This window comes from Streptomyces sp. DS1-CR2 (assembly GCF_055760475.1).
Map to the genome: position 1 here is coordinate 2753754 of NZ_CM147085.1, position 24499 is coordinate 2778252.

22 protein-coding genes are annotated in these 24499 nt (G+C 69.7%); 16 read left to right on the forward strand and 6 right to left on the reverse strand.

Going from position 1 to position 24499, the window contains the following annotated elements; all coding sequences use genetic code 11:
* Window positions 1–109 precede the first annotated feature (109 nt).
* The 5 genes from ACY0PA_RS13530 (at window position 110) to ACY0PA_RS13550 (ending at window position 6221) form a co-directional block, all read left to right on the forward strand.
* Entirely contained in the window at window positions 110–733 is a 624-nt protein-coding gene (locus ACY0PA_RS13530) for a GntR family transcriptional regulator (RefSeq protein WP_454404048.1), read from the forward strand.
* Between the two features lie 283 nt (window positions 734–1016).
* Window positions 1017–3716 (forward strand): pyruvate dehydrogenase (acetyl-transferring), homodimeric type, encoded by a 2700-nt coding sequence (aceE, locus tag ACY0PA_RS13535; RefSeq protein WP_473084846.1) that lies wholly within the window; start codon window positions 1017–1019, stop codon window positions 3714–3716.
* A gap of 109 nt (window positions 3717–3825) precedes the next feature.
* Window positions 3826–4584 carry a VOC family protein gene (locus ACY0PA_RS13540; protein ID WP_473084847.1) on the forward strand — a complete coding sequence of 253 codons (759 nt, stop codon included), beginning with the start codon at window positions 3826–3828 and terminating at the stop codon, window positions 4582–4584.
* Window positions 4585–4604: 20 nt separating this feature from the next.
* Window positions 4605–5588, forward strand: a complete 984-nt coding sequence (locus ACY0PA_RS13545) for a helix-turn-helix transcriptional regulator (protein ID WP_473084848.1) — start codon at window positions 4605–4607, stop codon at window positions 5586–5588.
* Window positions 5589–5693: 105 nt separating this feature from the next.
* Window positions 5694–6221 carry a DUF4240 domain-containing protein gene (locus ACY0PA_RS13550; protein ID WP_473086310.1) on the forward strand — a complete coding sequence of 176 codons (528 nt, stop codon included), beginning with the start codon at window positions 5694–5696 and terminating at the stop codon, window positions 6219–6221.
* Window positions 6222–6252: 31 nt separating this feature from the next.
* On the opposite strand, the gene ACY0PA_RS13555 is transcribed toward ACY0PA_RS13550, so the two are convergent.
* Entirely contained in the window at window positions 6253–7176 is a 924-nt protein-coding gene (locus ACY0PA_RS13555; RefSeq protein ID WP_473084849.1) for a TIGR01777 family oxidoreductase, read from the reverse strand.
* A 63-nt stretch (window positions 7177–7239) separates the two neighbouring features.
* Here ACY0PA_RS13555 and ACY0PA_RS13560 point away from each other — a divergent pair, with 63 nt between their 5' ends.
* The 4 genes from ACY0PA_RS13560 to ACY0PA_RS13575 all read left to right on the forward strand — a co-directional run bounded on the left by ACY0PA_RS13560 (window position 7240) and on the right by ACY0PA_RS13575 (window position 11622).
* A complete protein-coding gene (locus tag ACY0PA_RS13560) occupies window positions 7240–7728 on the forward strand; it encodes a GNAT family N-acetyltransferase (RefSeq protein ID WP_473084850.1) in 489 nt (162 codons plus the stop codon).
* Between the two features lie 91 nt (window positions 7729–7819).
* Window positions 7820–8926 (forward strand): PP2C family protein-serine/threonine phosphatase, encoded by a 1107-nt coding sequence (locus ACY0PA_RS13565; RefSeq protein WP_473084851.1) that lies wholly within the window; start codon window positions 7820–7822, stop codon window positions 8924–8926.
* Window positions 8927–9137: 211 nt separating this feature from the next.
* A complete protein-coding gene (locus ACY0PA_RS13570) occupies window positions 9138–9992 on the forward strand; it encodes a peptidoglycan recognition protein family protein (protein ID WP_473084852.1) in 855 nt (284 codons plus the stop codon).
* 280 nt (window positions 9993–10272) lie between these two features.
* Window positions 10273–11622: an NAD(P)/FAD-dependent oxidoreductase gene (locus ACY0PA_RS13575; protein WP_473084853.1), complete on the forward strand. Its 1350-nt coding sequence runs from the start codon at window positions 10273–10275 to the stop codon at window positions 11620–11622.
* A gap of 200 nt (window positions 11623–11822) precedes the next feature.
* On the opposite strand, the gene ACY0PA_RS13580 is transcribed toward ACY0PA_RS13575, so the two are convergent.
* Window positions 11823–13313 (reverse strand): regulator, encoded by a 1491-nt coding sequence (locus ACY0PA_RS13580; RefSeq protein ID WP_473084854.1) that lies wholly within the window; start codon window positions 13311–13313, stop codon window positions 11823–11825.
* Between the two features lie 435 nt (window positions 13314–13748).
* Here ACY0PA_RS13580 and lipB point away from each other — a divergent pair, with 435 nt between their 5' ends.
* The 4 genes from lipB to ACY0PA_RS13600 all read left to right on the forward strand — a co-directional run bounded on the left by lipB (window position 13749) and on the right by ACY0PA_RS13600 (window position 16842).
* Entirely contained in the window at window positions 13749–14570 is an 822-nt protein-coding gene (gene lipB / locus ACY0PA_RS13585) for a lipoyl(octanoyl) transferase LipB (RefSeq protein ID WP_473084855.1), read from the forward strand.
* Between the two features lie 106 nt (window positions 14571–14676).
* Entirely contained in the window at window positions 14677–15642 is a 966-nt protein-coding gene (locus ACY0PA_RS13590; RefSeq protein ID WP_100592116.1) for a lipoyl synthase, read from the forward strand.
* A 258-nt stretch (window positions 15643–15900) separates the two neighbouring features.
* On the forward strand, window positions 15901–16104 hold the full coding sequence (locus ACY0PA_RS13595) for an SCO2195 family GlnR-regulated protein (protein WP_326713343.1): 204 nt from the start codon (window positions 15901–15903) through the stop codon (window positions 16102–16104).
* 30 nt (window positions 16105–16134) lie between these two features.
* The gene (locus tag ACY0PA_RS13600) at window positions 16135–16842 is read left to right on the forward strand and encodes a DUF4191 domain-containing protein (protein ID WP_473084856.1); all 708 of its coding nucleotides are present in this window, start codon (window positions 16135–16137) and stop codon (window positions 16840–16842) included.
* 103 nt (window positions 16843–16945) lie between these two features.
* Here the strand turns inward: ACY0PA_RS13600 and ACY0PA_RS13605 are convergent, their stop codons facing one another.
* Window positions 16946–17416 (reverse strand): RDD family protein, encoded by a 471-nt coding sequence (locus ACY0PA_RS13605; protein WP_473084857.1) that lies wholly within the window; start codon window positions 17414–17416, stop codon window positions 16946–16948.
* Between the two features lie 188 nt (window positions 17417–17604).
* Here ACY0PA_RS13605 and glnA point away from each other — a divergent pair, with 188 nt between their 5' ends.
* From glnA to ACY0PA_RS13620, 3 genes are all read left to right on the forward strand, one after another.
* On the forward strand, window positions 17605–19014 hold the full coding sequence (gene glnA, locus ACY0PA_RS13610) for a type I glutamate--ammonia ligase (protein WP_356284484.1): 1410 nt from the start codon (window positions 17605–17607) through the stop codon (window positions 19012–19014).
* A gap of 441 nt (window positions 19015–19455) precedes the next feature.
* Window positions 19456–19848, forward strand: a complete 393-nt coding sequence (locus ACY0PA_RS13615) for a CPCC family cysteine-rich protein (RefSeq protein WP_473084858.1) — start codon at window positions 19456–19458, stop codon at window positions 19846–19848.
* A gap of 29 nt (window positions 19849–19877) precedes the next feature.
* Complete coding sequence (locus ACY0PA_RS13620) at window positions 19878–20603, forward strand: HEAT repeat domain-containing protein (RefSeq protein WP_473084859.1); 726 nt, start codon at window positions 19878–19880, stop codon at window positions 20601–20603.
* A 157-nt stretch (window positions 20604–20760) separates the two neighbouring features.
* Here ACY0PA_RS13620 and ACY0PA_RS13625 read toward each other — a convergent pair whose 3' ends face one another.
* The 3 genes from ACY0PA_RS13625 to ACY0PA_RS13635 form a co-directional block, all read right to left on the reverse strand.
* Window positions 20761–22284: a hypothetical protein gene (locus ACY0PA_RS13625; protein WP_473084860.1), complete on the reverse strand. Its 1524-nt coding sequence runs from the start codon at window positions 22282–22284 to the stop codon at window positions 20761–20763.
* 407 nt (window positions 22285–22691) lie between these two features.
* On the reverse strand, window positions 22692–23780 hold the full coding sequence (locus ACY0PA_RS13630; protein ID WP_473084861.1) for a helix-turn-helix domain-containing protein: 1089 nt from the start codon (window positions 23778–23780) through the stop codon (window positions 22692–22694).
* 32 nt (window positions 23781–23812) lie between these two features.
* Window positions 23813–24442: a hypothetical protein gene (locus ACY0PA_RS13635; RefSeq protein ID WP_473084862.1), complete on the reverse strand. Its 630-nt coding sequence runs from the start codon at window positions 24440–24442 to the stop codon at window positions 23813–23815.
* Window positions 24443–24499: the final 57 nt, after the last annotated feature.

Consider the following 24499-nt stretch of genomic DNA (forward strand, 5'->3'; position numbering starts at 1 on the left):
TCTCATCAGCGCGTACGCCCCCGTCCGGAGGTCTTCCGGACGGGGGCGCCGCCGTATTGTCTAGAGGTCAACGCACCTTGGGGTCTCTGCCCCCTCTGGAGGAGCCATCATGACCGCGCCCGTCGTCCACTCGCTGCGCGAACAGATCCGCGAGCACATCGTCGAGGGGATCGTCAGCGGACGCTGGAAGCCGGGCGAGCGCATCGTGGAGCGTCGCATCGCGACGGAGCTCGAGGTCAGCCAGACGCCCGTGCGGGAGGCCCTGCGGGAGCTGGAGAGCCTGCGCCTGATCGAGTCCGCCCCCAACAAGGGCGTACGGGTGCGGAATCTGACGGCCGCCGACCTGGAGGAGAGCTACCCGGTCAGGGCCGGTCTCGAGGCCATCGCGGCGGAGCTCGCGGCCGGGAAGCTGGCCGAGGACTGCTCGGCCCTCGAACCCCATGTGGCGGCCCTCTACCGCGCCGACCAGGAGGCCGACTCGGCCGCGCAGGTGCGGCACACCGTCGGGTTCCACCGCGAGCTGGTGCGGGCCGCGGGCAACTCCGTACTGCTGCACACCTGGGAGGGCCTGGGCATCGAGGTGTTCACGGCCCTGTCCATCCGCTGGCTCGGCACCGTCCAGCAGTCGTACGCCGAGGAGCACGAGGAGCTCGTCGCCGCGTTCCGGCGCCAGGACCCGGCCATCGCCGAGCTGGTGAAGGCGCACGTGCTCGGCTGCGCCCCGCGCGCCTGAGCCACACCCCGCTCAGACGTCGTCGTGCCACCCCTCCCACCTGCGAGAATTCGCCGAACCGCCTTCGAAAACAAGGCACCCGGTGCCCCCTTCAATGGCACCGGATGCCCACTTTCTCCGTCTGAGGAAGTTTTACCCTTGAACCCTTTGATCGATCATCGATCAGGGGGTTAGAGTCGCCGACGGGTCTCCACCAATGACCCACGCCCTGTCCTGCCAAAGACCTAGGGCACCCCCACCCTTTCCCTAAGGGAACCCCCCTCCGACTCAGGAAGGCGGCGCAATGACCGACCCCTCCGCAATCCAGCCGAGCGAGCTCGACCAGCTCCCGGACCGCGACCCCGAGGAGACCGCCGAATGGCAGGCCTCCCTGGACGCCGTTACCAAGGCGGCCGGGCCGCACCGTGCCGCGTACCTGATGCGCCGCACGCTGGAGCGCGCCGAGGGCTCAGGCCTGGCGCTGCCGAAGCTCCTCGAGACCGACTACGTCAACACCATCCCGACCGCCGCGGAGCCGGCGATCGAGGGTGACGAGGCGCTGGAACTGAAAATCGCCGCGTGGAACCGCTGGAACGCGGCCGCGATGGTGACCCGTGGCTCCAAGTACGGCGTCGGCGGCCACATCGCCACGTTCGCCTCGGCGGCCTGGCTCTACGAGACCGGCTTCAACCACTTCTTCAAGGGGAAGGAGGGCGACGGCTCCGGTGACCAGCTGTACATCCAGGGCCACGCCTCCCCCGGCATCTACGCCCGCGCCTTCCTCGACGGCCGCCTGAGCGAGCAGCAGCTCGACCACTTCCGCCAGGAGTCCGGCGGCGACGGCCTGCCGTCGTATCCGCACCCGCGGCGCCTGCCCTGGCTGTGGGAGTTCCCGACCGTCTCCATGGGCCTCGGCCCGCTGTCGGCGATCTACCAGGCGCGGTTCAACCGCTACCTCACCAACCGCAAGATCAAGGACGTCTCCGCCTCGCACGTGTGGGCGTTCCTCGGTGACGGCGAGATGGACGAGCCCGAGGCCACCGCGGCCCTGGCGCTCGCCTCGCGTGAGGGTCTGGACAACCTGACCTTCGTCATCAACTGCAACCTGCAGCGCCTCGACGGCCCGGTCCGCGCCAACTTCCGCGTGGTCCAGGAGCTGGAGGCGCAGTTCCGCGGCGCCGGCTGGAACGTCATCAAGACGCTCTGGGGCTCCGCCTGGGACGAGCTGTTCCAGCTCGACACGACCGGCGCGCTCGTGCGCCGGCTGCGCGAGGTGCCGGACGCCCAGTTCCAGACGTACGCGACGCGCGATGCCGCGTACATCCGCGAGCACTTCTTCGGCTCCGAGCCCGCGCTCGTCGAGCTGGGCAGGCTGCTCACGGACGACAAGATCGCCGAGTGCTTCAAGGTCTCGCGCGGCGGCCACGAGCCCCGCAAGGTGTACGCGGCCTACCGTGCGGCCCTGTCGCACGAGGGCGCGCCGACCGTGATCCTGGTCCAGACGGTCAAGGGCTTCACGCTCGGCAAGGGCTTCGAGTCCAAGAACGCCAACCACCAGATGAAGAAGCTGACGGTGGACGAGTTCAAGGACATGCGTGACCTCCTTGAACTGCCCATCTCCGACAGCCAGTTCGTCGACGGCCAGGTCCCCTACGGCCACCCGGGCCCCGACTCCCCCGAGGTCCGCTACCTCCAGGAGCGCCGCGCGGCCCTCGGCGGCCCCGCCCCGGCCCGCCGCACGCACGCGATCGCCCCGCTGCCGGCCCCGGCCGACAAGGCGTTCGCGTCCTTCGACAAGGGCTCAGGATCGCAGTCGGTGGCCACGACCATGGCGTTCGTACGCCTGGTCAAGGACCTCGTACGCGACAAGGAGACCGGCAAGCGCTGGGTGCCGATCGTCCCGGACGAGGCGCGCACCTTCGGCATGGAGTCGCTGTTCCCGTCGCTCGGCATCTACTCCCCCAAGGGGCAGACGTACGAGCCGGTCGACCGCGACCAGCTGATGTACTACAAGGAAGCCACGGACGGCCAGATCCTCAACGAGGGCATCACCGAGGCCGGCTCCATGGCGGACTTCATCGCCGCCGCCAGCGCGTACTCCACGCACGGCGAGGCGATGATCCCCTTCTACATCTTCTACTCGATGTTCGGCTGGCAGCGCACGGCCGACCAGATGTGGCAGCTCGGCGACCAGCTGGGCCGCGGCTTCCTGGTGGGTGCCACCGCGGGCCGTACGACGCTGACGGGTGAGGGTCTGCAGCACGCGGACGGTCACTCGCCGGTCATCGCGGCGACCAACCCGGCCGCGCTGTCCTACGACCCGGCGTTCGCGTACGAGATCGGCGCGATCGTCAAGGACGGTCTGCGCCGCATGTACGGCGAGGCGGCCCCGGGCGAGGACCGGGACGTCTTCTACTACCTGACGGTCTACAACGAGCCGATGCCGCAGCCGGCCAAGCCCGCGGGCGTGGACGAGGGCATCCTCAAGGGCCTGTACCGCTTCAACACCGCCGAGTCGGCCGGGGTGAACGTCGCGGCCGCCAACGCCCCGCGCATCCAGCTGCTCGGTTCGGGCACGGCGATCCACTGGACCCTCGAGGCGCAGAAGCTGCTCGCCGAGGAGTGGGGCGTTGCCGCCGACGTGTGGTCCGCGACCTCCTGGACCGAGCTGCGCCGCGACGCCCTGGAGGCGGACGAGGCGATCCTGCGCGGCGAGGAGCGCACTCCGTACATCCGTACGGCGCTCGACGGCGCCCAGGGCCCGGTCCTCGCGGTCTCCGACTACATGCGCCAGGTCCCCGACCAGATCGCGCAGTGGGTCGAGCAGGACTACTCCTCGCTCGGTGCGGACGGCTTCGGTCTCTCCGACACCCGTGAGGCGGCCCGCCGCCACTTCGGCATCGACGCGCAGTCGATCGTCGTCGCGGCCCTGGCCCAGCTCGCCCGCCGCGGCGAGATCAACGCCTCGGCCGTGAAGGAGGCGCGCGAGCGCTACGGCCTGTAGTCCCTTGTCATACGTGCCCCGTCCCGATTGCCGGGGCGGGGCACGCGTGCGTGAATGAGGAGGAGTCCGCAGGAGTTCCAGGGGGGCGCCGTTCAGGGGTGATGTACGCATGAAGATCTCCAAAACCCCGTCAGCCCCCTGCTGGGCGGACCTCTCCACGCCCGACACCGACGCGGCCCGGCTCTTCTACGAGGGTCTCCTCGGCTGGCACAGCGAAGTGGCGCAGGGCTACGGCATCTTCAGGTCCGGCGGCGAGCCGGTCGCCGGCGTCGCCCCGGCCACGAACCCGAAGGAACCGTCGGCGTGGCTGCCGTATTACCAGTCGGCCGGGGTCGACGCCGTCATCGCGCGCGTGAAGGGCAACGGCGGCACGGTGGTCACGGGTCCGCAGACCGTCGAGGAGGACGGCGTCTTCGCGGTCTGCCACGACCCCGCGGGAGCCGCGTTCGGCCTGTGGCAGCCGATCACGAACACGGGCTTCGGCGTGGTGAACGAGCCGGGGAGTTTCTGCTGGTTCGAGCTCCTGACCCGCGATCCGGACGGGTCCAAGGACTTCTATCAGTCCGTACTGGGCTGGGGCGCGAAGCGGCACCCCTACGGGGGCGGCGGCAGTTACACCGAATGGAGCGTCGACGCCGAGCCCTTCGGCGGGATGCTCGACACGGCGTCGAGCTCGTTCCCCAAGGAACTGCCGGCGCACTGGATGGTGTACATCGCCGTCGGGGACACCGACGCGACGGCGGCCCGCTGCAAGCAACTCGGCGGGCAGATCCTGGTGCACCCGACGTCCATCGAGCCGGGCCGGTTCGCGGTGCTCGCCGATCCGCAGGGAGCCTCGTTCGCGGTCATCACGTACACCTCGCGCTGAAGGGCCCGCATCATGGGCGTATGCGCGCTGCCCGCCTGATCAAGATGGTGTTGTTGCTCCAGTCCCGGCCGTCGATGACGGCGGGTGAGCTGGCGCGCGAGCTGGAGGTCTCGGAGCGGACCGTGACGCGGGACGCGCAGGCGCTGTCCGAGGCGGGTGTGCCGGTGTACGCGGACCGGGGCAGGGCGGGCGGGTACCGGCTGATCGGCGGGTACCGGACGCGCCTGACGGGTCTGGCACGCGGTGAGGCGGAGGCCCTGTTCCTGTCCGGAGTGCCGGGCGCGCTGCGGGAGATGGGCCTTCAGGACGCGGCGTCGGCCGCGCGGCTGAAGGTGTCGGCGGCGCTGCTCCCCTCGCTGCGGGACGCCTCGCGCACGGCGGCGCAGCGGTTCCATCTGGACGCGCCGGGCTGGTTCAGGGAGCCGCGGACGCCCGAGCTGCTGCCGGCGGTGGCGGACGCGGTGTGGAACGACCGGGTGGTGCGCGCCCGCTACCGGCGTGAGGAGGCGGAGAGCGCGCGGGAGGTGGTGCGGGAGCTGGAGCCGTACGGGCTCGTCCTGAAAGCCGGTGTCTGGTATCTGTGCGCCCGGGTCGCCGGCGGCGGGACCCACCGGGTGTACCGGATCGACCGGTTCACCGGCGTCGAGGCGGGCGAGGAGCGCTTCGTACGGGACGAGGAGTTCGATCTGCCGGGGTTCTGGGAGGAGCGGGCGGAGGAGTTCGCGCGGTCCATCCTGCGCGCGGAGGTCGTCCTGCGGCTGTCCCCCGCGGGGCTGCGGCAGCTTCCGTACGCGACCGAACCCGCGTCCGTGCGTGCGGCGCGGCAGTCGGCGGGCGAGCCCGACGGGGAGGGGTGGGTGACGGTGACTGTGCCGGTCGAGTCGGAGGACGTCGCGTACGGGCAGCTGTTCGGGCTCGGGCCCGAGGCGGAGGTCGTCGCTCCCGCCGCGCTGCGTGATCGCTTCGCAGCAGCGGCACGGCGGATGGCGGACCGCTACCGGTGAGCCGCCGGGCGCCGTGCCCTCGGCCATGTGCGCACATAACGAAACGGCGCAGCTCCGGCACCTCGGCGTGCGTGCCCGACCCCCAAGGCAGATGCTTGTCCCGTGATGGACGAGACGGAGTTCTGGGAGATCGTGGACAGCACCCGCGAGGCCGCCGAGGGCGACCCCGAGGACCATGCCGAGCTGCTCGTCGACCGGCTGCTCCAGGCCGACCCCGACGCGGTGCTCGACTTCGCCCGTCACTTCGAGTCCCGCTACCACCGCGCCTACCGCTGGGATCTGTGGGGCGCCGCGTGGGTACTGCTCGGCGGTGCGAGCGACGACGCGTTCGACTACTTCCGCTGCTGGCTGATCGGCCAGGGCCGGGAGGTCTTCGAGGGCGCGCTGCACGAGCCGGACTCGCTCGCCGATCTGCTGGGGGACTTCGACGAGGAGATCGACGGGGACGGCGAGGAGCTCGGCTACGCGGCTGACGAGGCGTACGAGGAGCTGACCGGGACGGTGGCACCCGATCTCGGCATCCCGGCCGGGCCCGCGGAGCCGGAGGGCACGCCGTTCGACTTCGAGAACACGGCGGAGCTGCAGCGGAGGTATCCGAAGCTCTCGGAGCGCTTCGGGTCCTCGGGGGCGTAGGGGTCGTAGGGGTCGTATGTCTTCGGCCGGTTCACTTCCTGGCCGCCCGGATCGTCTCCTCGATGCCGGGGAACGCGAACGTGAAGCCGGACTCCAGGAGTCGGGTCGGCACGGCCCGTGTGCTGCCGAGGACGTCGCCCGCCATCTCGCCGAGGACCAGACGCAGGACGGGGGCGGGCGCCGTGAACAGCGTGGGGCGGTGCAGCACGCGCCCCATCGCGGCGGACACCTCGCGGTTCGTGACGGGGTGCGGGGCGGTGAGGTTCACCGGGCCGGACAGCTCCTCCGTGTCGATGATGTGGCGCAGGGCCGCGATCTCGTCGTGGAGCGCGATGTACGACCAGTACTGGCGGCCGTCGCCGAGGCGTCCGCCGAGACCGGCCAGGTACAGCGGGAAGAGCCGCGCCCAGGCCCCGCCCGCGCGGGACACGACGAGCCCGGACCGCGCGAACACCGTGCGGATTCCGGCCTCTTGCGCGGGCGCCGCGGCGTCCTCCCACTCCACGCACAGCTGCGGCAGGAACCCGTCCCCGGGCGGCGCGCCCTCGTCGACGGCGCGCGTGCCGGTGTCGCCGTAGTAGCCGACGGCGCTGCCGTTGACGAAGACGCGGGGAGGCTGTTCGAGCGTGGCGACGGCCTCGGCGAGCGTCGCGGTGCCGAGGACCCGGCTGTCGCGGATCTTCCGCTTGTACGCGGCGGTCCAGCGGTGGTCGCCCACGCCCGCGGCGGCGAAGTTGAGGACGGCGTCGCACCCGGAGAGCCCGGCCGCGTCGACGGACCCCCGCTCCGGGTCCCAGCGGACCTCGTCCGCGGCAGCCGGTTCCCTGCGGACCAGGCGGACGACGTCGTGCCCGTCGGCGCGCAGGGACCGGGTCAGTGCCGAACCGATGAGTCCGGAGGCGCCGGCGACAGCGAACCGGGAGCGTCGTACGGGTGCGGAATCGCTCTGCGTCATGGGTCCATCCTGCCGCGTAAAACGCGAGGCGGCCGGTCGTGGGCCGGTCGTACAGTGGCCCCCATGTCACAGCCGCACATACGTTTCGCCCGGCTCGACGACGAGGACGGGCTCGCCCGGCTCGACCGCGCCGCCTGGTCGACGCTGCACGCCGTCCAGCCGGAGCCGCTGCCGCCGTACGACCCGTTCTTCTCGGAGCGGTTCGGGCCGCGGGACCATCTGGTCGCGGAGCTCGACGGGCGGCTCGCGGGTTACGTACGCATCGCTTATCCCACCTCGCTCGCCGCCAACACCCATGTCCGGCAGATCCAGGGCCTCGCGGTCGCCGCACAGGCGCGGGGCGCCGGGGTCGGCCGGGCGCTGGTCCGCGCGGCGGTGGAGCACGCCCGCAAGGCCGGCGCGCGCCGCATGACGCTGCGGGTGCTCGGGCACAACGCTCCGGCGCGGGCGCTGTACGAGTCCGAGGGGTTCACGGTCGAGGGCATCCTGCCGGAGGAGTTCCTGATCGACGGGAAGTACGTGGACGACGTCCTCATGGGCCAGGCCCTGTGAGCGGGGCGCAGCGGTTCTGACGGACCCGCCCGGGGTGCGGTGACGGCGCTCCCGTAGGAGCGTGAAGGGGTCCATGGGAAGGAGCCCGCCGATGACCGGGGCGTTGTCGCGTCGCCGGGACGGCGAGGAGCGGGCCTGGCTGCGCGGGGCACCGCCGCCGCTCTGGGTGCGATGGCTACCGATCGTGCTGCTCGTCGGCCTGTGCGTGGCCCAACTGGCCACCAACAGGAAGCTGGACCTCGGCTTCATACTCGGGGCGGTCCCGCCGCTGGTCGCCCTGACATACGGCCCCGCCGCCACGGCGCTGCTCGGCGGCATCGTGATCGTCCTGCTGAACGTGCCCTTCATGGACTTCGGGCGCCCCGGCAACAGCGACGTGCTCACGGTCTCCTTCGTGGCGCTGCTCAGCGTGCTGATCGGCTGGGTCCGCAGCCGGCGTGACGCCCAGCTCGTCACCGTGCGCACGGTCGCCGAGGCAGCGCAGTTCGCCGTGCTTCCGCCGCTGCGCGAACGGGTCGGCACGGTGCGCTGCGCGGGCCTGTACCGGGCGGCCGAGCGCGGGACGCTGGTCGGCGGTGACCTCTTCGACGTGCGCAGGGGGCCGTCCGGGGTGCGGGCCGTGATCGGCGACGTGCAGGGCCACGGCCTGTCCGCGGTGGGTACGGTCGCGGGGCTGCTCGGCGCGTTTCGTGAGGCCGTGCTCGACCAGGCGGACCTGGAGGGGGTCGCGGCACGCCTCGACCGCAGGCTCGTGGTCGACTCCGCCGAGGACGAGCACGCCGAGCTGTTCGCGACCGCGCTGCTCCTCGAGTTCCCCGACGACTCCCCGGTGGTACGGGCCGTGTCGTGCGGCCATCCGCGGCCGCTGCTCCTGCGCGGGCAGGAGGTCATCGAGCTGCCGGTGCCGGCCGGGGCACCGCTCGGGCTCGGGATCGCGGGCCTCTCGCCGCCCGAGCAGCTCACGGTGCGGCTGCGGCCCGGTGACCGGCTGCTCGGCCTGACGGACGGGCTGATCGAGGCGCGGGACTCGTCCGGTGCGTTCTATCCGCTGGCCGAGCGTCTGGTCCGGTTCAGCGCGGACGGCCCGGCGGAGCTGACGGACGCGCTGTGGCGGGACGTGCTGCGGTTCGCGGGGACGGTACGGGACGACCTGACGATGCTCGTGTTCGCACCGGAGATCGACCCGGACGAGGACTGACGGCCCCTTTAATCCGAGCGTGGCGTCCGTCTTCGCGATGCTCGGCTCGCAGGACGGCAGTTTCATCACCGGTACTGAGGTCAGGGTCGACGGCGGCACGCACTTCTGATCTGCGGCGAAGGCGGATCTGCCTGCGTCGGGGCCCGCGATCACTCGTATGACCTCGCGTCGTGCGGAGCGGGCCCCGGGCGCGCGGCGGAGAGTGTCACGTATGCGCGTCTTCCGTATGACGTTGTGCTGCGCGCCGGCGGCCACGGCCTTCGGCCTGCTGCTGTTGTGTGCCGTGACCGCCGGGCCCGGGGACGGCGGTTCGGCGGCGAAGTCGGGCCGGGCGGCGGCCCTCCCCCCCGCCCACCGGGCCGCGCCGGTGCTGCCATCGGCCGGCGCACCGGTGCGCCGGCCGCCGGTACTGTCGTCGGCGGCCCTGACGGCGCGCCGGCCGGGCAACCGTCCGTATACCGCCGCACTGCCCCGGATCGTGCCGCGAGCCGACTGGGTGGCGGATGCCGCCTACCGCAGGCCGCCCGCCCGGTACGCCGACCGCGTCACGGCGATCTTCATCCACCACACGGACTCGCCGAACGACTACGACTGCGCCGATGCGCCCCGCATCATCCGCTTTCTGTACGCGGGCCAGGCGGGCGGCCGGAACTGGGACGACATCGGCTACAACTTCCTCGTCGACAGGTGCGGCACGATCTACGAGGGCCGGGCGGGCGGCGTCGACAAGGCGGTCGTGGGGGCGCACGCCCAGGGCTTCAACCAGGGCACGGCGGGCATCGCCGCCATCGGCACCTTCATCGCGGGCACCCCGGTGCCGTCTGCCATGGTGAAGTCCATCGCGGCGATCTCCGCCTGGAAGCTGGGCCTCGCGAACATCGACCCGCGCTCCCGCGTCCGCCTCACCTCGACGAACAGCCTCAGCCGCTTCCACAAGGGCAGGACGGCCGAGTTCAACGCCATCGCCGCGCACCGGGACGAGTACGAGACGTTCTGCCCGGGCCAGTCCCTGATTGCCGCACTCCCGGAGATCAGGCAGCGGGCGGCGGCGCTCCAGGGGCGGTAGGGCCTGTCTTCACCTTTCCAGGGCTTCGTTCGGATCAGGCCGGGCTCGCGTCCGGCGGCCCGGGCGCCCCCCGTGCGACCGTGCCCGGGCTACGCGCGACTCCCCCGGCCGGGGCCCGGACCTACCCTCGACGGACTCGGGTACAGCCCGGGTCTTCGGAGCCGTACGCGGGTTCGCCGGGGGGTAGGACGCCTTCGGAGCCCGCCTGCGTGCGCCGGCCTGACGGCCCGGGGTACGTGCGACGGCTCCCACCAGCCGCACAACCGCCAGGGAGGCGCACGTGCCTGAGCCCGCACAGCACGCGGACGTCGTCATCGTGGGAGCCGGGGTCGCGGGACTCCTGGCCGCCCACCACCTGACCAGGGCGGGCGTGCCTACCCTGGTCCTGGAGGCCGGCCCCTGTGTGGGCGGCCGCATGTCCACCGAGAAGGTCGACGGGTTCCGGCTCGACCGGATCGGCCGACTCCTGTGCACCTCGTACCCCGAACTGCGCCGCACCCCGGGCCTGGACGCCCTCGTCCTGCGCCCCTTCTCGCCCGGGGTCCTGGTGCACAGCGACGGCCGCCGCCATCGCGCCGGGGAGCTCCCGGCCGCACGGCGCGCAAGGGGCGCACTCACGACGGCGCGCGCCCTCGCGAGCGCCCCCCGGGTGCCCCGTCCCCGCGCCGCCGCCAGGAGCCCGCGCCCGGCCGCCCCGCTCGGCAGCCCCCTCGACCACGCCCGGCTCGCCAGGTCCCTGGCCCGCCTCGCCGGGACACCGGTCCCCCGTCTCCTCGCGCGCCCCGAACTCCCCGCCGCCGACGCCCTGATGGGCCGCGGACTGCCGGCCCGCACCCTCGACGGGTTTGTGCGCCCCCTCCTGTCGGCGCTCCTGTGCGACCCGGACCTGACCTCGTCGAGCCGGTGCGCCGACCTCGCCCTGCTCGCCTACGCGCGCGGCCGCCTCTGCGTCCCCGAGGGCGGCGCCGACGCGCTGCCCGAGCTGCTCGCCGCCGGGCTCCCGCCGGGCACGGTCCGCACCGGCGTGCGCGTCAAGGCCATCTCCGCGAATTCGGTGACGACCGAGGAACATGGTGAACTCCGGTGCCGGGCAACACTGTTGGCGACCGGGGCACGCGCCGCGGCCGGGCTGCTCCCGGGGCTGCGGGTGCCGGACTTCCACCCCGTCACGGTCGTCCACCACGCGGTCCCCGAGCCGCCGCTCACCGACCCGGCACTGCTCCTCGACGCCGACCGGCTCGGCCCCGTCGCGTACTCCGCCGTGATCAGCCAGGTCGACCCGACGCGCGCCCCGGCCGGCCGCGCGCTGGTCTCCTCCACGGTCCTCGGCCCACCGCCGCCCGAGCGCGAGCTGCGGGCCCAACTGGCGGCCCTCTACGGCACGTCGACCTCGGACTGGGAGACCCTCGCGGTCCACCACGACCCGGAGGCGGTGCCCGCGATGCCGGCCCCGCACGACCTGCGCCGCCCGGTGCGGCTCCTTCACGGACTCTATGTGTGCGGCGACCACCGCGGGACGAGCACGGTGCAGGGCGCACTCCACTCGGGCCGCCGCGCCGCGCACGCGATCCTCACGGACCTGGGCGTCCAACTGGCCCCGACGGCGGGCATGGTGCCGGCCGCGGCCTGACCGACCCGCACGACCGACCCGTACGGCCGACGCGCTCGCCCCGACGGCAGCCTCGCCCGATGTGTCGACGCTCGGCGACCTCCTCAACCGGTACATCAAACGAACTCACCACCTGGGACGAGCCGCTGACGGCCGACCCCGTCGCCGGTCTGTCCGGGCGGGACACCCCGTAGTACGCGCCGGACCCCACCCCCGTCCCGTCAGTGGCTGAGGGCGGCGATGCGGTCCCGGTATCCGCGTACCGGGGCCGCGTCGCGGTAGGGCTCCAGGCGGCGCTCGAACTCCCGCACGTACTCGTGCGCCCGCACGGAGCGCATCTCGGAGGCGGCCTGTGCGGCCTCGGCGCCGAGGGTGCACGCCTGGTCCAGCTCGCCGAGCCCAAGCCGCGCGGAGGCGAGCACCACCCGGCAGAACAGCCTGCTGCGCGCGAAGCCGGGCGCCCGCAGCTGGAGCGAGCGCTCCGCGTGCTGGGCGGCCGCGCGGTACTGCTGGAGATCCCGGTGGCAGTGCCCGAACTCGTCGGCCAGCTGCGCCTCGTCGAAGAACCGCGCCCAGTGCGGCACGTCGTCCCCGGCCCGCACCGCCTCCAGGGTCCGCTCGGCCCGCACCAGCGACGCCGTGCACGCGCGCACCTCGCCGAGCACACCGTGCCCGCGCGCCTCGGCCGCGTGCAGCAGCGCCTGCACGGCGGGCGGCGCAGAAGACCCCACGCCCTGCTGCGCGACCCGCGCCAGCTGGACGGCCTCGCGCCCGTGCCCGAGATACACGGCCTGGCGGCTCATCGTGACCAGGACGTACGACCCGTACATCCTGTCCCCCGCCGCCTGCGAGAGCCGCAGCGCCTGCACGAAGTACCGCTGCGCGAGCCCGTGCGCCGCGATGTCGTACGAGGTCCAGCCGGCGAGCCGGGTCAGATCGGCGGTGGCCCCGAAGAGCCGCCGGCCGGTCTGCTCCCCGTAGCTGCCCCGCAGCATCGGCTCGGCCTCGTGCTCCAGGTAGCGCACGAGCGCCTGGCGGGCGTGGCCTCCGCCGTACGCCTGGTCGAGAGAGCGGAAGAGTTCGCCGACGGAGCGCAGGGCCGCGATGTCTCCGGCGGTGACGCGCTGGCCGGGCCCGCGCTCGGCGTGGCCGCGCTGCCGGGGCAAGGGAGGCGGCCCCGGCTCGAGCCCGGCCGTGAGCTTGGCGGAAGCCCGTCCCTGGGCGGGGATCCGTACGCCGCCGGGACCGCCGTGGTCCCCGTGGGCGACGCGGTCGTCGGCCCGCCCGATCAGCCAGTCCCGGCTCGGCACGACGAGCCCCGCCGGGGTGAAAGCGATCTTGCGGAGCTCGGCATGGCTGCCCGAGTCCTTGCGCCACAGGCCGCTGACGATGTCGACGGCCTCCTCGGGCGAGGCGGCGAACTCCAGGCCCGCGTAGACCGGGGAGCAGGCGTCGAGCCCCAGGTCCTGGGCGGAGAGCCGGCGTCCCAGGCGCCGGGTGAACACCTCGGCGATCAGTGCGGGTGTGGTGCCGCGGGGCTGCTGGCCGCGCAGCCAGCGCGTCACGGATGTCTTGTCGTAGCGCAGGTCGAGACCGTGCTCCAGGCCGAGCTGGTCCACTCGGCGGGCCAGTCCGGCGTTGGAGAACCCCGCCTCCGCGATGAGCGCGGCTAGCTGGCGGTTGGGCGTGCGCTGCGGAGGTCGTTCCGTCATGCTGTGCGATTGCCTTCCGGGCCTAGGAAGCCGTAGAGGGGGGCCGTGGTGCGCCCCCCTCTGCACTGCTCCCTTATGGAACGGCGCGAATTTTGACGTCCTCCCCCACGTACGGGGAATTCCTGCCGCCCCGCTCTCGCGAGACCTCGGTGGGTTCCTGTTTCACCGGCCCTGCCGGACCGGAGTCCGGCCTTACACAGCCTCCACAAGCCTTACTTCCCGCCCGCCCGGCGGTAGGTCCACCAGCGGCTCCCCGCTCACGGACGGCGCCGAAGTTATCACGCAGCGCGCACGACAGCCCCTGATCAGTCCAGCCGGGACCCCCTTTCATCCGATCGTGTGAGGATTCCCCGAACGGCTGGCGCGGAAGCCCTGCCCGTACAGTGGCTGGGGGCGCGATATGTGCACGCTGAAGGTTCTAGGGAGGCACTGGCCGTGAATGAGTTGCGGTTCGTCCGCTTGGGTTTCGGAGCGGACTCGGTCGACTACCAGGAGGCCTGGGACGAGCAGCGCCGTGTGCACGCCGCCCGTTTCGCCGACGAGGCCCCTGACACCTGCCTGCTTCTCGAACACCCGCCGGTCTACACCGCGGGCCGCCGCACCGCGCCCGAGGAGCGCCCCCTGGACGGCACCCCCGTCGTGGACGTGGACCGGGGCGGCAAGATCACCTGGCATGGCCCGGGCCAGCTCGTCGGCTACCCGATCCAGAAGCTGCCGCGCCCCGTGGACGTGGTCGCGCACCTGCGCCGCCTCGAAGACGCGATGATCGCGGTCTGCGCCGAGTTCGGCGTGGAGACGTCCCGCGTGGAGGGCCGGGCCGGCGTGTGGGTGCTCGGAGACCCGATCGGGGAGCGCCCCAAGCTCGGCGGCCTGTCCCTGGACTTCGACCCCCGGGTGAACGACTCCGAGTTCGACCCCCGTCTCAACGGCCCGGAGTACGCACCCTCGAACGCGGGCCAGCGCCGCGAGGACCGCAAGATCTGCGCCATGGGCATCCGCGTCGCCAAGGGCGTCACGATGCACGGCTTCGCGCTGAACGTGAATCCGGACACCTCGAACTTCGACAAGATCATCCCCTGCGGCATCCGCGACGCGGGCGTCACCTCGCTCTCGTACGAGCTGGGCCGCGAGGTCACGATCGACGAGGCGCTGCCGGTCGTCGAGCGCCACCTGCGCGACGTCCTGGAGAACGCGGCCCTCGCCCCGCGCGTCATCGAGAAGGCGCCCGAGCGGGAGCCGGACAAGGCCACCGCCTGAGCGGGAATGCACCCGGAAGGCCAGAGGTTGGCCACCCGTAAGGCCCATCAAGACCACGGGCGTACCCTGAGGTACGCCGAAGAATCAAAGCTGTAGGGAGCCGGTCGTGTCCGCAGTCGCACCCGACGGACGCAAGATGCTGCGCCTGGAGGTCCGCAACAGCCAGACCCCCATCGAGCGCAAGCCCGAGTGGATCAAGACCCGGGCGAAAATGGGTCCCGAATACACGAAGATGCAGGGCCTCGTGAAGAGCGAGGGTCTGCACACGGTCTGCCAGGAGGCGGGCTGTCCGAACATCTACGAGTGCTGGGAAGACCGCGAGGCCACCTTCCTCATCGGCGGCGACCAGTGCACGCGGCGCTGCGACTTCTGCCAGATCGACACGGGAAAGCCCGAGGCGCTGGACCGTGACGAGCCCCGCCGCGTCGGCGAGTCCGTCGTCACGATGGACCTGAACTACGCCACGATCACCGGCGTCGCGCGCGACGACCTGGAGGACGGCGGCGCCTGGCTGTACGCGGAGACCGTGCGCCAGATCCACGCCATGACGGCGGAGCGCGCCGAGGGCTACACCAAGGTCGAGCTGCTCATCCCCGACTTCAACGCCGACCCGGACCAGCTGGCCGAGGTCTTCTCGTCCCGCCCCGAGGTTCTCGGGCACAACGTCGAGACGGTGCCGCGCATCTTCAAGCGGATCCGCCCCGGCTTCCGGTACGAGCGCTCCCTCGAGGTCATCACGAAGGCCCGCGAGGCCGGCCTGGTCACCAAGTCCAACCTGATCCTGGGCATGGGCGAGGAGCGCGCCGAGGTCAGCGAGGCGCTGCGCCAGCTGCACGAGGCGGGCACCGAGCTCATCACCATCACCCAGTACCTGCGTCCGACGCCGCGGCACCACCCCGTCGAGCGCTGGGTGAAGCCGGCCGAGTTCGTGGAGCTGAAGGAGGAGGCCGAGCAGATCGGCTTCTCCGGCGTCATGTCGGGCCCGCTGGTCCGCTCCTCGTACCGCGCCGGACGCCTCTACCAGATGGCCGTCGAGAAGCGCGGCGCGTACGTGGCCTCGCAGGCGGTCTGATGCACTCGCACCCGCACGGCCCGCCAGCCGTGTGAAATCACGCACAAGCAGCTACCGGCCAGTAATGGCCGAGAGGACGCGGCCCTGACAGTCCCCGCAGATGGGGGGCACCGTCAGGGCCGCGTCCTCGTTCGGCCCTCCCCCATCAAGGCTTCATGGGCGTTTGACCCTTCGGTCATGCCCTGGTAACACCAAACAGTGACGCTGTACTCACGCCACGTACCCACCGTCAGAGTCGCTCCCGAGGGGGACCTCCCAATGCAGGCCGCGCCCGTACGCGCCACCGCCATCCCGACCTTCACCGACGCCCTGCGCGCGGTCGAGTCGCTGCTCATGAGCAGCGGACAGCGCACCGCACGCCGCAACGCCTGGACCTCCGTGCTCGAGGACCGCCGCCGCGCCAAGGACCGGGTGGAGGCGCAGCGGGTGCTCGAGAAGGCTGTGGCCGCCCGCACGTCGTAGGCACTTGCCCGGACACGTAGACTTCAAGGCATGGCGAGGAAGGAAACCGCAGCGGACGCTGCGAACCCCGGGCGACTCAAGCAGATCGCTCTGACCTTTAAGATGACCCGCAAGGCCGATCCGATGATCGCTCTTGTACTCGCGGCTGTGGGAATCGTCACCTTTGGTGTGTTCCTCGCGATCGGATTCTTGATCGGTCACCCGGTATATCTCGGAATTCTCGGCTTCCTGCTCGCCTTCCTCGCGATGGCGATCGTCTTCGGACGCCGTGCCGAGCGAGCAGCCTTCGGGCAGATGGAGGGTCAGCCCGGCGCGGCTGCCGCGGTACTCGACAACATCGGCAAGGGCTGGACCACGACCCCGGCCGTGGCGATGAACCGCAGCCAGGACGTCGTCCACCGGGCGGTCGGCAAGGCAGGCATCGTCCTGGTCGCCGAGGGCAACCCGAACCGGGTGAAGACGCTGGTGGCGGCCGAGAAGCGGAAGATGGCCCGCATCGTCTCCGACGTGCCGGTCAACGACATCCTCGTCGGTAACGGCGAGGGCCAGGTGCCGCTCAAGAAGCTCCGCACGACGATGCTCAAGCTCCCCCGCGTTCTCACGGGCCCGCAGGTCACGACGACCAACGACCGCCTCCGGGCGATGGGCGACCTGATGAGCAACATGCCGCTCCCCAAGGGCCCGATGCCCAAGGGCATGCGGATGCCGCGCGGTGGCGGCGGCCCCAAGGCCCGCTGACCCTTCCTACTACGACGATGAGGCCCCGGAACCGATCGGTTCCGGGGCCTCATCGTCGTATAAGTGGGCGTCCGTAAGTGGGCGTCGGGGCGAGGGGCTGGTGTCAGGCGCGGACCTGGACCGCGCGGGCGAGGCGGTCGTGCAGGCCGCGGCCGTCACGGTCCCAGATCAGGGCGGGGACGGCGACGCACAGGAGCAGCGTGCGGACCAGGACGCGGCCGAGGCCGAGGCGACCGGTGCCGTCCTGCGCGACGACGCGCAGCCCCATGATCCGCTTGCCCGGCGTGAAGCCGACCGTGCCGACGGTGAGCAGGCCGAGGACGAAGAAGATCCCGAGGGCCCAGTTCCCCGTCGCCTGGTTGTAGCCGTGCGTGAGGAGCCCGTATGCGATCAGCATGCACAGGGCCCAGTCGATGGCGAGGGCGGCGATGCGCCTGCCGGGGCGGGCGATGGAGCCCGGCCCCTGCTCGGGCAGCCCCAGCTGCTCACCGCGGTACCCGAACTCGACACCCGCGTCCTCCGCGGCCGCGCGCGGCCCGGAGAGCCACGATCCGATTGCTTGCCTGTTGTCCACCCGTCCACGGTACTGCGCTCGGCCACCCGGCCCGCTCCGGCCCCCGCCCCGGTTAACTTCGGCGAAACAAATGGGTCACGCTTGAGAAATCCCCCGTCCCTATGGTCAGGTCCCAGCGTGTGCCACCGCACTGGCCGCACCACCGAGCTGCAACCCCGCCCCTCCCGGGTGGGAGTAGGAGGAGTTGGATGTTCCAGAACGCCGATGACGCCAAGAAGTTCATCGCGGACGAGGACGTCAAGTTCGTCGACGTCCGGTTCTGCGACCTGCCGGGTGTGATGCAGCACTTCACGGTGCCGGCCGCGGCGTTCGACCCCACCGAGGAGCTGGCCTTCGACGGATCCTCGATCCGGGGTTTCCAGGCCATCCACGAGTCCGACATGGCGCTCCGCGCCGACCTGACCACCGCGCGCGTCGACCCCTTCCGCCGCGACAAGACGGTCAACATCAACTTCTTCATCCACGACCCGATCACGGGCGAGCAGTACTCCCGTGACCCGCGTAACGTCGCGAAGAAGGCCGAGGCGTACCTGGCCTCCACCGGCATCGCCGACACCGCGTACTTCGGCCCCGAGGCCGAGTTCTACGTCTTCGACTCGGTCCGCTTCGAGACCTCCGCGAACCGCTCGGTCTACGAGATCGACTCCGAGGCCGGCGCCTGGAACACCGGTTCGGAGGAGAACAACCGCGGCTACAAGGTCCGCTACAAGGGCGGTTACTTCCCGACCCCGCCGGTCGACCACTTCGCCGACCTGCGCGCGGAGATCTCCCTTGAGCTGGACAAGAACGGCCTCCAGGTCGAGCGCCAGCACCACGAAGTCGGCACGGCCGGCCAGGCGGAGATCAACTACAAGTTCAACACGCTGCTCGCCGCGGCCGACGACCTGATGCTCTTCAAGTACATCGTGAAGAACGTCGCGTGGCGCAACAACAAGACCGCGACCTTCATGCCGAAGCCGATCTTCGGTGACAACGGCTCGGGCATGCACGTCCACCAGTCCCTGTGGGCGAACGGCGACCCGCTCTTCTACGACGAGCAGGGCTACGCGGGCCTCTCGGACATCGCGCGCTACTACATCGGCGGCATCCTGAAGCACGCCCCGTCGCTGCTCGCCTTCACCAACCCGACGGTGAACTCGTACCACCGCCTGGTCCCGGGCTTCGAGGCGCCGGTCAACATGGTCTACTCGCAGCGCAACCGCTCCGCCGCGATGCGCATCCCGATCACGGGCTCGAACCCGAAGGCCAAGCGCGTCGAGTTCCGCGCGCCGGACCCGTCCTCGAACCCGTACCTCGCCTTCTCGGCCCTCCTGATGGCCGGCCTCGACGGCGTGAAGAACAAGATCGAGCCGGCCGAGCCGATCGACAAGGACCTGTACGAGCTGGCTCCCGAGGAGCACGCGAACGTCCAGCAGGTCCCGACCTCGCTCCCCGCGGTCCTCGACGCCCTCGAGGCGGACCACGAGTACCTTCTGGCCGGCGGTGTCTTCACCCCCGACCTGATCGAGACGTGGATCGACTACAAGCGCACGAACGAGATCGCCCCGATCCAGCTCCGCCCGCACCCGCACGAGTTCGAGCTTTACTTCGACATCTAAAGATCAGGTTCGGGCGACCTGAGCGGAAATCCTGAACGCATGTGTTGACCTGCGAAAACACTGCTCAGCAGTACTCGCTGTTCCCGCTTGCTTTCCGCCCCCTTGTGCACCGCGTGTGCACCGCCCGGCCGATCCTCTGACGTAGCGTCAGTAGCAGTGAGGCCGCCACTCCCCGTCGGGGTGGCGGCCTCACTCGTTTTTTCGCATGGCCCCACCCGAGCCTTACTCATTGCGAGGGCCTGCAAGATCGTGACGGGTGGTGCCGTGGTTGCGTGCCACGTCTTGTCTTGCCTGGTCAGGATCATGGCGCTGCTTTTGACCGTGCCGCGTGATCCAACGTGTGCTTCCTCGTCCGCTCACGCATCGCTCACGCACGGCGTGGGCCGGGCGAGCTTGGAAACCCGGTGGTGAGGCGGGCAAGCTGCCGTCCACACTGCACTGATGAGCAGTCCCTACCCATGTCCGTGCTGTGGACATCGTGTCCTTGACCGTATGCCCGGCTTCTACGAGATCTGTCCCGTCTGCTTCTGGGAAGACGACGGCGTTCAGTTCCGCTGGCCGACCATGGCTGGCGGAGCCAACAAGACCTCACTCATCGACGCCCAGCGCAACTATCAGGACTTCGGTGCCTGCGACCAGCAGGGCTTGGCCCATGTTCGTCCGCCGGCCGCGGACGAACCGCTCGATCCATCCTGGCGCCCCATTGATCAGTCCCGCGATTCCTTCGAGGACTGGGACGCAGAGGAGCGGGCCCCATGGCCCGAGGACCGCTCGGTGCTGTGCTGGTGGCTGCCGACCTTCTGGCGCAGGAACGTCTCGTCCGACGCAGACTGAAGCCAACGCCCGCCCGAGAGGAACCCCGCATGGCATCCCGCATCGAAGCCCTCGTCCAGCAGATGGACGGCGCTGCTGACGAGTCCATGGATGCCCGCGCCGAGCTGATCCACATCGGAAATCCCGCCATCCCGGTCATCATCGACAGCCTGCCATCCCTCAGCGTCTTCGGGCAGCTGACTGCCATCGAGGTCTTCGAAGAGGTCCGAGACGTCCGCTGCGGACCTGCGCTGATCGCTCTGTTGGCCAGCGTGAACAGCACGGTCCGGGAGTGGGCGGCGCTCGCGATCGGGGACTTGCGGGTTAGCGACGCGGTCGAGCCGCTGTGGCGCGCGTACCGCGCCTGTGTGGAGCGAGCAACGCCGCCGGACTGGAGCGAGCCGGGTGGTTTCCGCTGGGCTCTGACAGAACTCGGCGCCCGCAGTCCGGTCGTCCCCCCGTTTACGGCCGGGCTGCGCACCACGATGGTCGGCAGCGTGCCTGGATGGCCATCGGTCCACTGCAGCGAGATCGTGAATGACCTCGCCGACCATGAACAGGTCACCGTCTGCTGTCAGTTCTGGAAAGTCGACGGCGACAGCATCTACTTGATCTCCGGTCCCAAGATGGACTGGGAACTCGACTGGACGGCACCTTGGTCGCAGCTGGTCGAGTCCGCCCGCGAATGGGCACTGCTCGAAGCCACCGAAGCCCCCGCTGCCAACGACGTCGTCGTCACCATCGAATGGATCGACCACACCGACCTCCGTCTGTGAGCGCACAGATGCTGTGGCGACGCGGCAAGCATGCCGCGCAGGCGCAGGCGCAGGCGCAGGCGCAGGCGCAGGCGCCAGCAGGATCAGCCTCGGTTCTGGAGGTACTCGACAGGGGGCACGGAGAACTCGCTCACTCGTGCGAGATCACCTCCTACTGCTATCCCTCACAGCTGTGTCCTGCAGCGATCCACAGCACCTGCGAACCAAGGCGATGCAGATCGTCTCTGTGCCTTTCGCTCTCATCCTCATCGGCTGGCTCCAAATCGGGCAGTTCCTGCCGGATGATGGCCGCGACCTCTGCCGTGGGAAACCAATTTGGTAGCTCGGCGATCTGACAGGAAACCCCGGAATGCTCCCAGGTCCTTGAGTCGCGCTTCTCGCTCCATTGCGCTATGCCACCAAGCATCAGGGGCAGCAACTCCGCATCGCCTTCGATCGCATCAGCCAAGACCCGTCGCACTGACGCTGCGCTGCTGAATTCGGCTGAAGCAGCGAGTAGTAGGCGTGCGTGGAACCTGTTGTCTACCCATGCGGCAGGCGTCTGCCAGGTCTCGGACCGAAGAACCTGCGCTGCCTCCGCCATCGCCTCGGCCTGCAAGTTGTCGCGTGAGGAATCCTTTGCGGTGAACATGAGATGGCGAAGAAGAGCTACGGCGCAGGAAAGGGGTCGTTGCTCCGCGGCCTGATGAATCAGTGCCCGATACGCTTCATCGTCGGCGTTGCGGGCTACCTTTGCAGCACGTCGAGCCGTCGCGTCCAGTCCAACTGTGAGTGTCGATGGGACATGAGGCAGATCCGCTACGCACTGCATTGCTTCCACTAGCTGGCCGTACAACTCGGCGTCATAAGGCCGATGAGTCACTCTCGCCCATGGTCCTGCCGCATCCAGCAGCTCACAGTGTTCCCTCACGGCCCGTTGCTGTTCCGTCTCCGCGGGCTCAGACACAGGCGCCTCCGGCTCCGGAGGGTTGGACACGTCATCGCCCCGCCACGCTGCGCTGAGCTGCCGTGATGCGTGCTGCAGCTTGGCGACTGCCTCGGGCCATACATCGTCATCCTCGAATGGTGGTCTTCCAGGCCAACGGCCAGCGGCAGAGAGCAGTTTCCCGGCCTGCGTCTCGACCCAGTCACACCAAGGCGCCAGCCGTTCGTCAGCCGCAGAAACCGCGTGAAGTTCCGCTACGAGATTGATGACCAGTGGCTCCAGGACGGCCACGCTCTCAGCGAGGGCTGATTCCAGTGCGTCATGGTATGGCCTTGCCTCCATCTTGGATGGCTCCACCGGAAGGCGCTCACCATTGGCGTCATAGACGGGTATCGACCTGGTTGTACGCTCACGCAACGCCTGCCATGCCTGAGCTGCATCACGTGGGAAACGCCGCTGTTGACGAGCCGTAGACGCCAACTGTCCGACACATCGGGCTGCCGCCAAGATCGTCGCCGCACCAGCCGTCGCAATGCCCAACTGCCGTGGGTCGAAGGAAGCGGCGGCCACTTCCTCCGCCTCAACATCGCTTAGCGGCCAAGACCGATCCATCTCGGCGTACTCGTCAAGTTGTGCCCTTTTCCACCGCCGCAGCAGGTCCGCGGGAAAGTGATCCGGTGTGTCATCTACCTCGGTGGCATGATCGATGCACAGCAACAGCAAGTTACCCGCATCACGGTTCCGCTCTTCAACCATGTTCGGGTCCCAGCGCGGCCCACCCTCACTGCGCGCATGGATGTGTGCCACACGGCTGTTGAGGAGAAGTTCACCCGTCTCATTGTTCTGGCGGTACAGGGGTCGCGTGCATGCAGGCTCAGCACATCGAAATGCCGTTCCGTAGAGCTGCCTTACTGTTCCCGCGGTTGGCGTGCGGTGCACGATCGGGCTGCGCTGCCCGGAGCCAGTGCTTGTCACCCGAAACATTGTCCCCGACGAGCGGACTCCGCGTATCAGTAAAGGTGGGACAGGTCTGATCGGGGGCGGGGCAACCGGCCCGGTTCGACACGTCAGTGGTCAGGACACGTGCAGATTGGTCGGTGGTGGCCAGCCTGCAGCGAGACGCCCTTGTTCACTCACGCGGTATGCATGCCCGATGGGTGTCATCAGCCGTGCACTAGCCGCAGTCCTGGACGTGGTGAGTCAGAGATCTGTCCTCCACCTTGAACACCGATCGGCACGAGACCAAAGACATAGTCATTGAGGTCCTCGGGGTGGATTCCCATCTGCCCGGCGATCTCGGCAGGATTCATGCCTCTGTCCCGCAGGGCGTCGAAGACCTTGGCTAGGAGCTGGCTGCTCTCACGGGCCATGAGGGACTGGGGTTCACCGTTGCGGTAGCCCATCTGCGCGAGCTTCTTGACCGTCTGACCGTGCTTCCACTCAGAGAGAAGCCCCAAGTCGCGCAGCCGGTAGGCAAGCGCCATGGCCGACACTCCCCAGCGTCTTTTGGCACTCAGGATCCGGTCCACCGAAGCATCGGCCAGACACTGAGCGACGATGCCTGCTTTGGGCATGAGGAAGGCGGAAGCGAAGGCGTTGGCCTCTGGTTCGGCCGCACGACCTCCAGGGAGCCGGTACTCGGAATGCAGCACGAGGTGACCCAGCTCGTGCGCAGCGTCAAACCGTCCTCGCTCGCCCGTCTTGCGGGTGTTCAGAAAGATGTAGGGGGTGCCGGCATGCGTAGTCGAGAAGGCGTCAGCGTCCAGGCAGTCCGGTGCCAGAGAGAACACTCGTACGCCGTTGGCCTCCAGGAGGTGGACGAGGTTGGGCACGGGCGCTTCGCCCAGCCCCCATGCAGCTCGGACCTGCTCCGCAGCTTGTTCAGTCGGCAGGTGGGGATAGGTAGGCACGTTTGCGGCGGGTAGACGGAACCGCTCTTGCAGCCATGCGTTGAGGGTGGCAGCAACGGCACCTGAACTGAGCGTGGCATCCCGCTCCAGGGCACTCATCTTCGTAGGCGCCCTGAAGCTGACGGCGTCCAACTGCATCTCCGGTGCCGGCGGTGCTTGAAAGAACGCGATAGGAAGATCGAGGACGTCCGCCAGGATGGACAGCGTCTCCGGGGATGGCGTCTTCCGATGCTTCTCAAAGGCGTTGATGCTCTGCGCGGAGAGCCCAGAGGCTGCGGCCAAGGCTGCCTGGGTCATGCGCCGCCGCTTGCGCGCGAGGACCAGCCGCTCTGGCGTGAACACGTGCCTCAACTCCCATATCTTGTTCCGACCAGCTAATTCTCTCCCAAGAACTCCACCACGACCTCCGGGCCCTCGTCGTCGCCAGGATCATCGAGCGAGATGTCGAAGCCTGGGTCATCCAGGGGCGGCAGACTGATCGGTATGCGCGTGAGCCACTCGTCGACGTACTTGCCTTTCATCTTCACTGGCAACGACAGCTCGGCCAGGATCTCTCGCTCGACACGCTTGTAGAGGAGACACCAGGTCGGGATCTGGTCCAGCTCCACCCCGTACAGCAGCTCGTCTCGCGACACGAACGAGAGCTGTACGTTCTTCTCCACCATGCGCGCCATCGCAGGGCCCTTGGGGTTCTTGGACCTCACAGGCTTCTCCAGGTTCGCGACACCGCCTTCGGCGCTGATCGCCGTGATGGCGTGACTGCGCTCGGGGTGGATCACCCGCAAGATGCTGTCCCGAGACGTGCGCCCCCAACTGTCGGGCACCAGCATCTCGGCCAGGTAGCGGTTCACCCGGCTCCAGAAGATGAACCCTCGCGCAGCGGGGGCGTCGAAGTCCGTGCAGCCACGCACGTCCTCGACAGCCATACCTAAGGCCACGGTGAACAAATCGACTGACACGCCGAGTTCGGCAAGTTGCCGGGCGTGCTGTTCGAGCTGCGCCAAGGTCCGTTCCCTCCAAGCGACTTGAGTTTCAGAAATCGTACCTCAATCGAGGTTGGA

Coding starts and splice junctions, on each gene's coding strand:
- ACY0PA_RS13530 (WP_454404048.1), top strand. CDS start 110: ATGACCGCGCCCGTCGTCCACTCGCTGCGCGAACAGATCCGCGAGCAC.
- aceE (WP_473084846.1), top strand. CDS start 1,017: ATGACCGACCCCTCCGCAATCCAGCCGAGCGAGCTCGACCAGCTCCCG.
- ACY0PA_RS13540 (WP_473084847.1), top strand. CDS start 3,826: ATGAAGATCTCCAAAACCCCGTCAGCCCCCTGCTGGGCGGACCTCTCC.
- ACY0PA_RS13545 (WP_473084848.1), top strand. CDS start 4,605: ATGCGCGCTGCCCGCCTGATCAAGATGGTGTTGTTGCTCCAGTCCCGG.
- ACY0PA_RS13550 (WP_473086310.1), top strand. CDS start 5,694: ATGGACGAGACGGAGTTCTGGGAGATCGTGGACAGCACCCGCGAGGCC.
- ACY0PA_RS13555 (WP_473084849.1), bottom strand. CDS start 7,176: ATGACGCAGAGCGATTCCGCACCCGTACGACGCTCCCGGTTCGCTGTC.
- ACY0PA_RS13560 (WP_473084850.1), top strand. CDS start 7,240: ATGTCACAGCCGCACATACGTTTCGCCCGGCTCGACGACGAGGACGGG.
- ACY0PA_RS13565 (WP_473084851.1), top strand. CDS start 7,820: ATGACCGGGGCGTTGTCGCGTCGCCGGGACGGCGAGGAGCGGGCCTGG.
- ACY0PA_RS13570 (WP_473084852.1), top strand. CDS start 9,138: ATGCGCGTCTTCCGTATGACGTTGTGCTGCGCGCCGGCGGCCACGGCC.
- ACY0PA_RS13580 (WP_473084854.1), bottom strand. CDS start 13,313: ATGACGGAACGACCTCCGCAGCGCACGCCCAACCGCCAGCTAGCCGCG.
- ACY0PA_RS13595 (WP_326713343.1), top strand. CDS start 15,901: ATGCAGGCCGCGCCCGTACGCGCCACCGCCATCCCGACCTTCACCGAC.
- ACY0PA_RS13600 (WP_473084856.1), top strand. CDS start 16,135: ATGGCGAGGAAGGAAACCGCAGCGGACGCTGCGAACCCCGGGCGACTC.
- glnA (WP_356284484.1), top strand. CDS start 17,605: ATGTTCCAGAACGCCGATGACGCCAAGAAGTTCATCGCGGACGAGGAC.
- ACY0PA_RS13615 (WP_473084858.1), top strand. CDS start 19,456: ATGAGCAGTCCCTACCCATGTCCGTGCTGTGGACATCGTGTCCTTGAC.
- ACY0PA_RS13620 (WP_473084859.1), top strand. CDS start 19,878: ATGGCATCCCGCATCGAAGCCCTCGTCCAGCAGATGGACGGCGCTGCT.
- ACY0PA_RS13625 (WP_473084860.1), bottom strand. CDS start 22,284: ATGGTTGAAGAGCGGAACCGTGATGCGGGTAACTTGCTGTTGCTGTGC.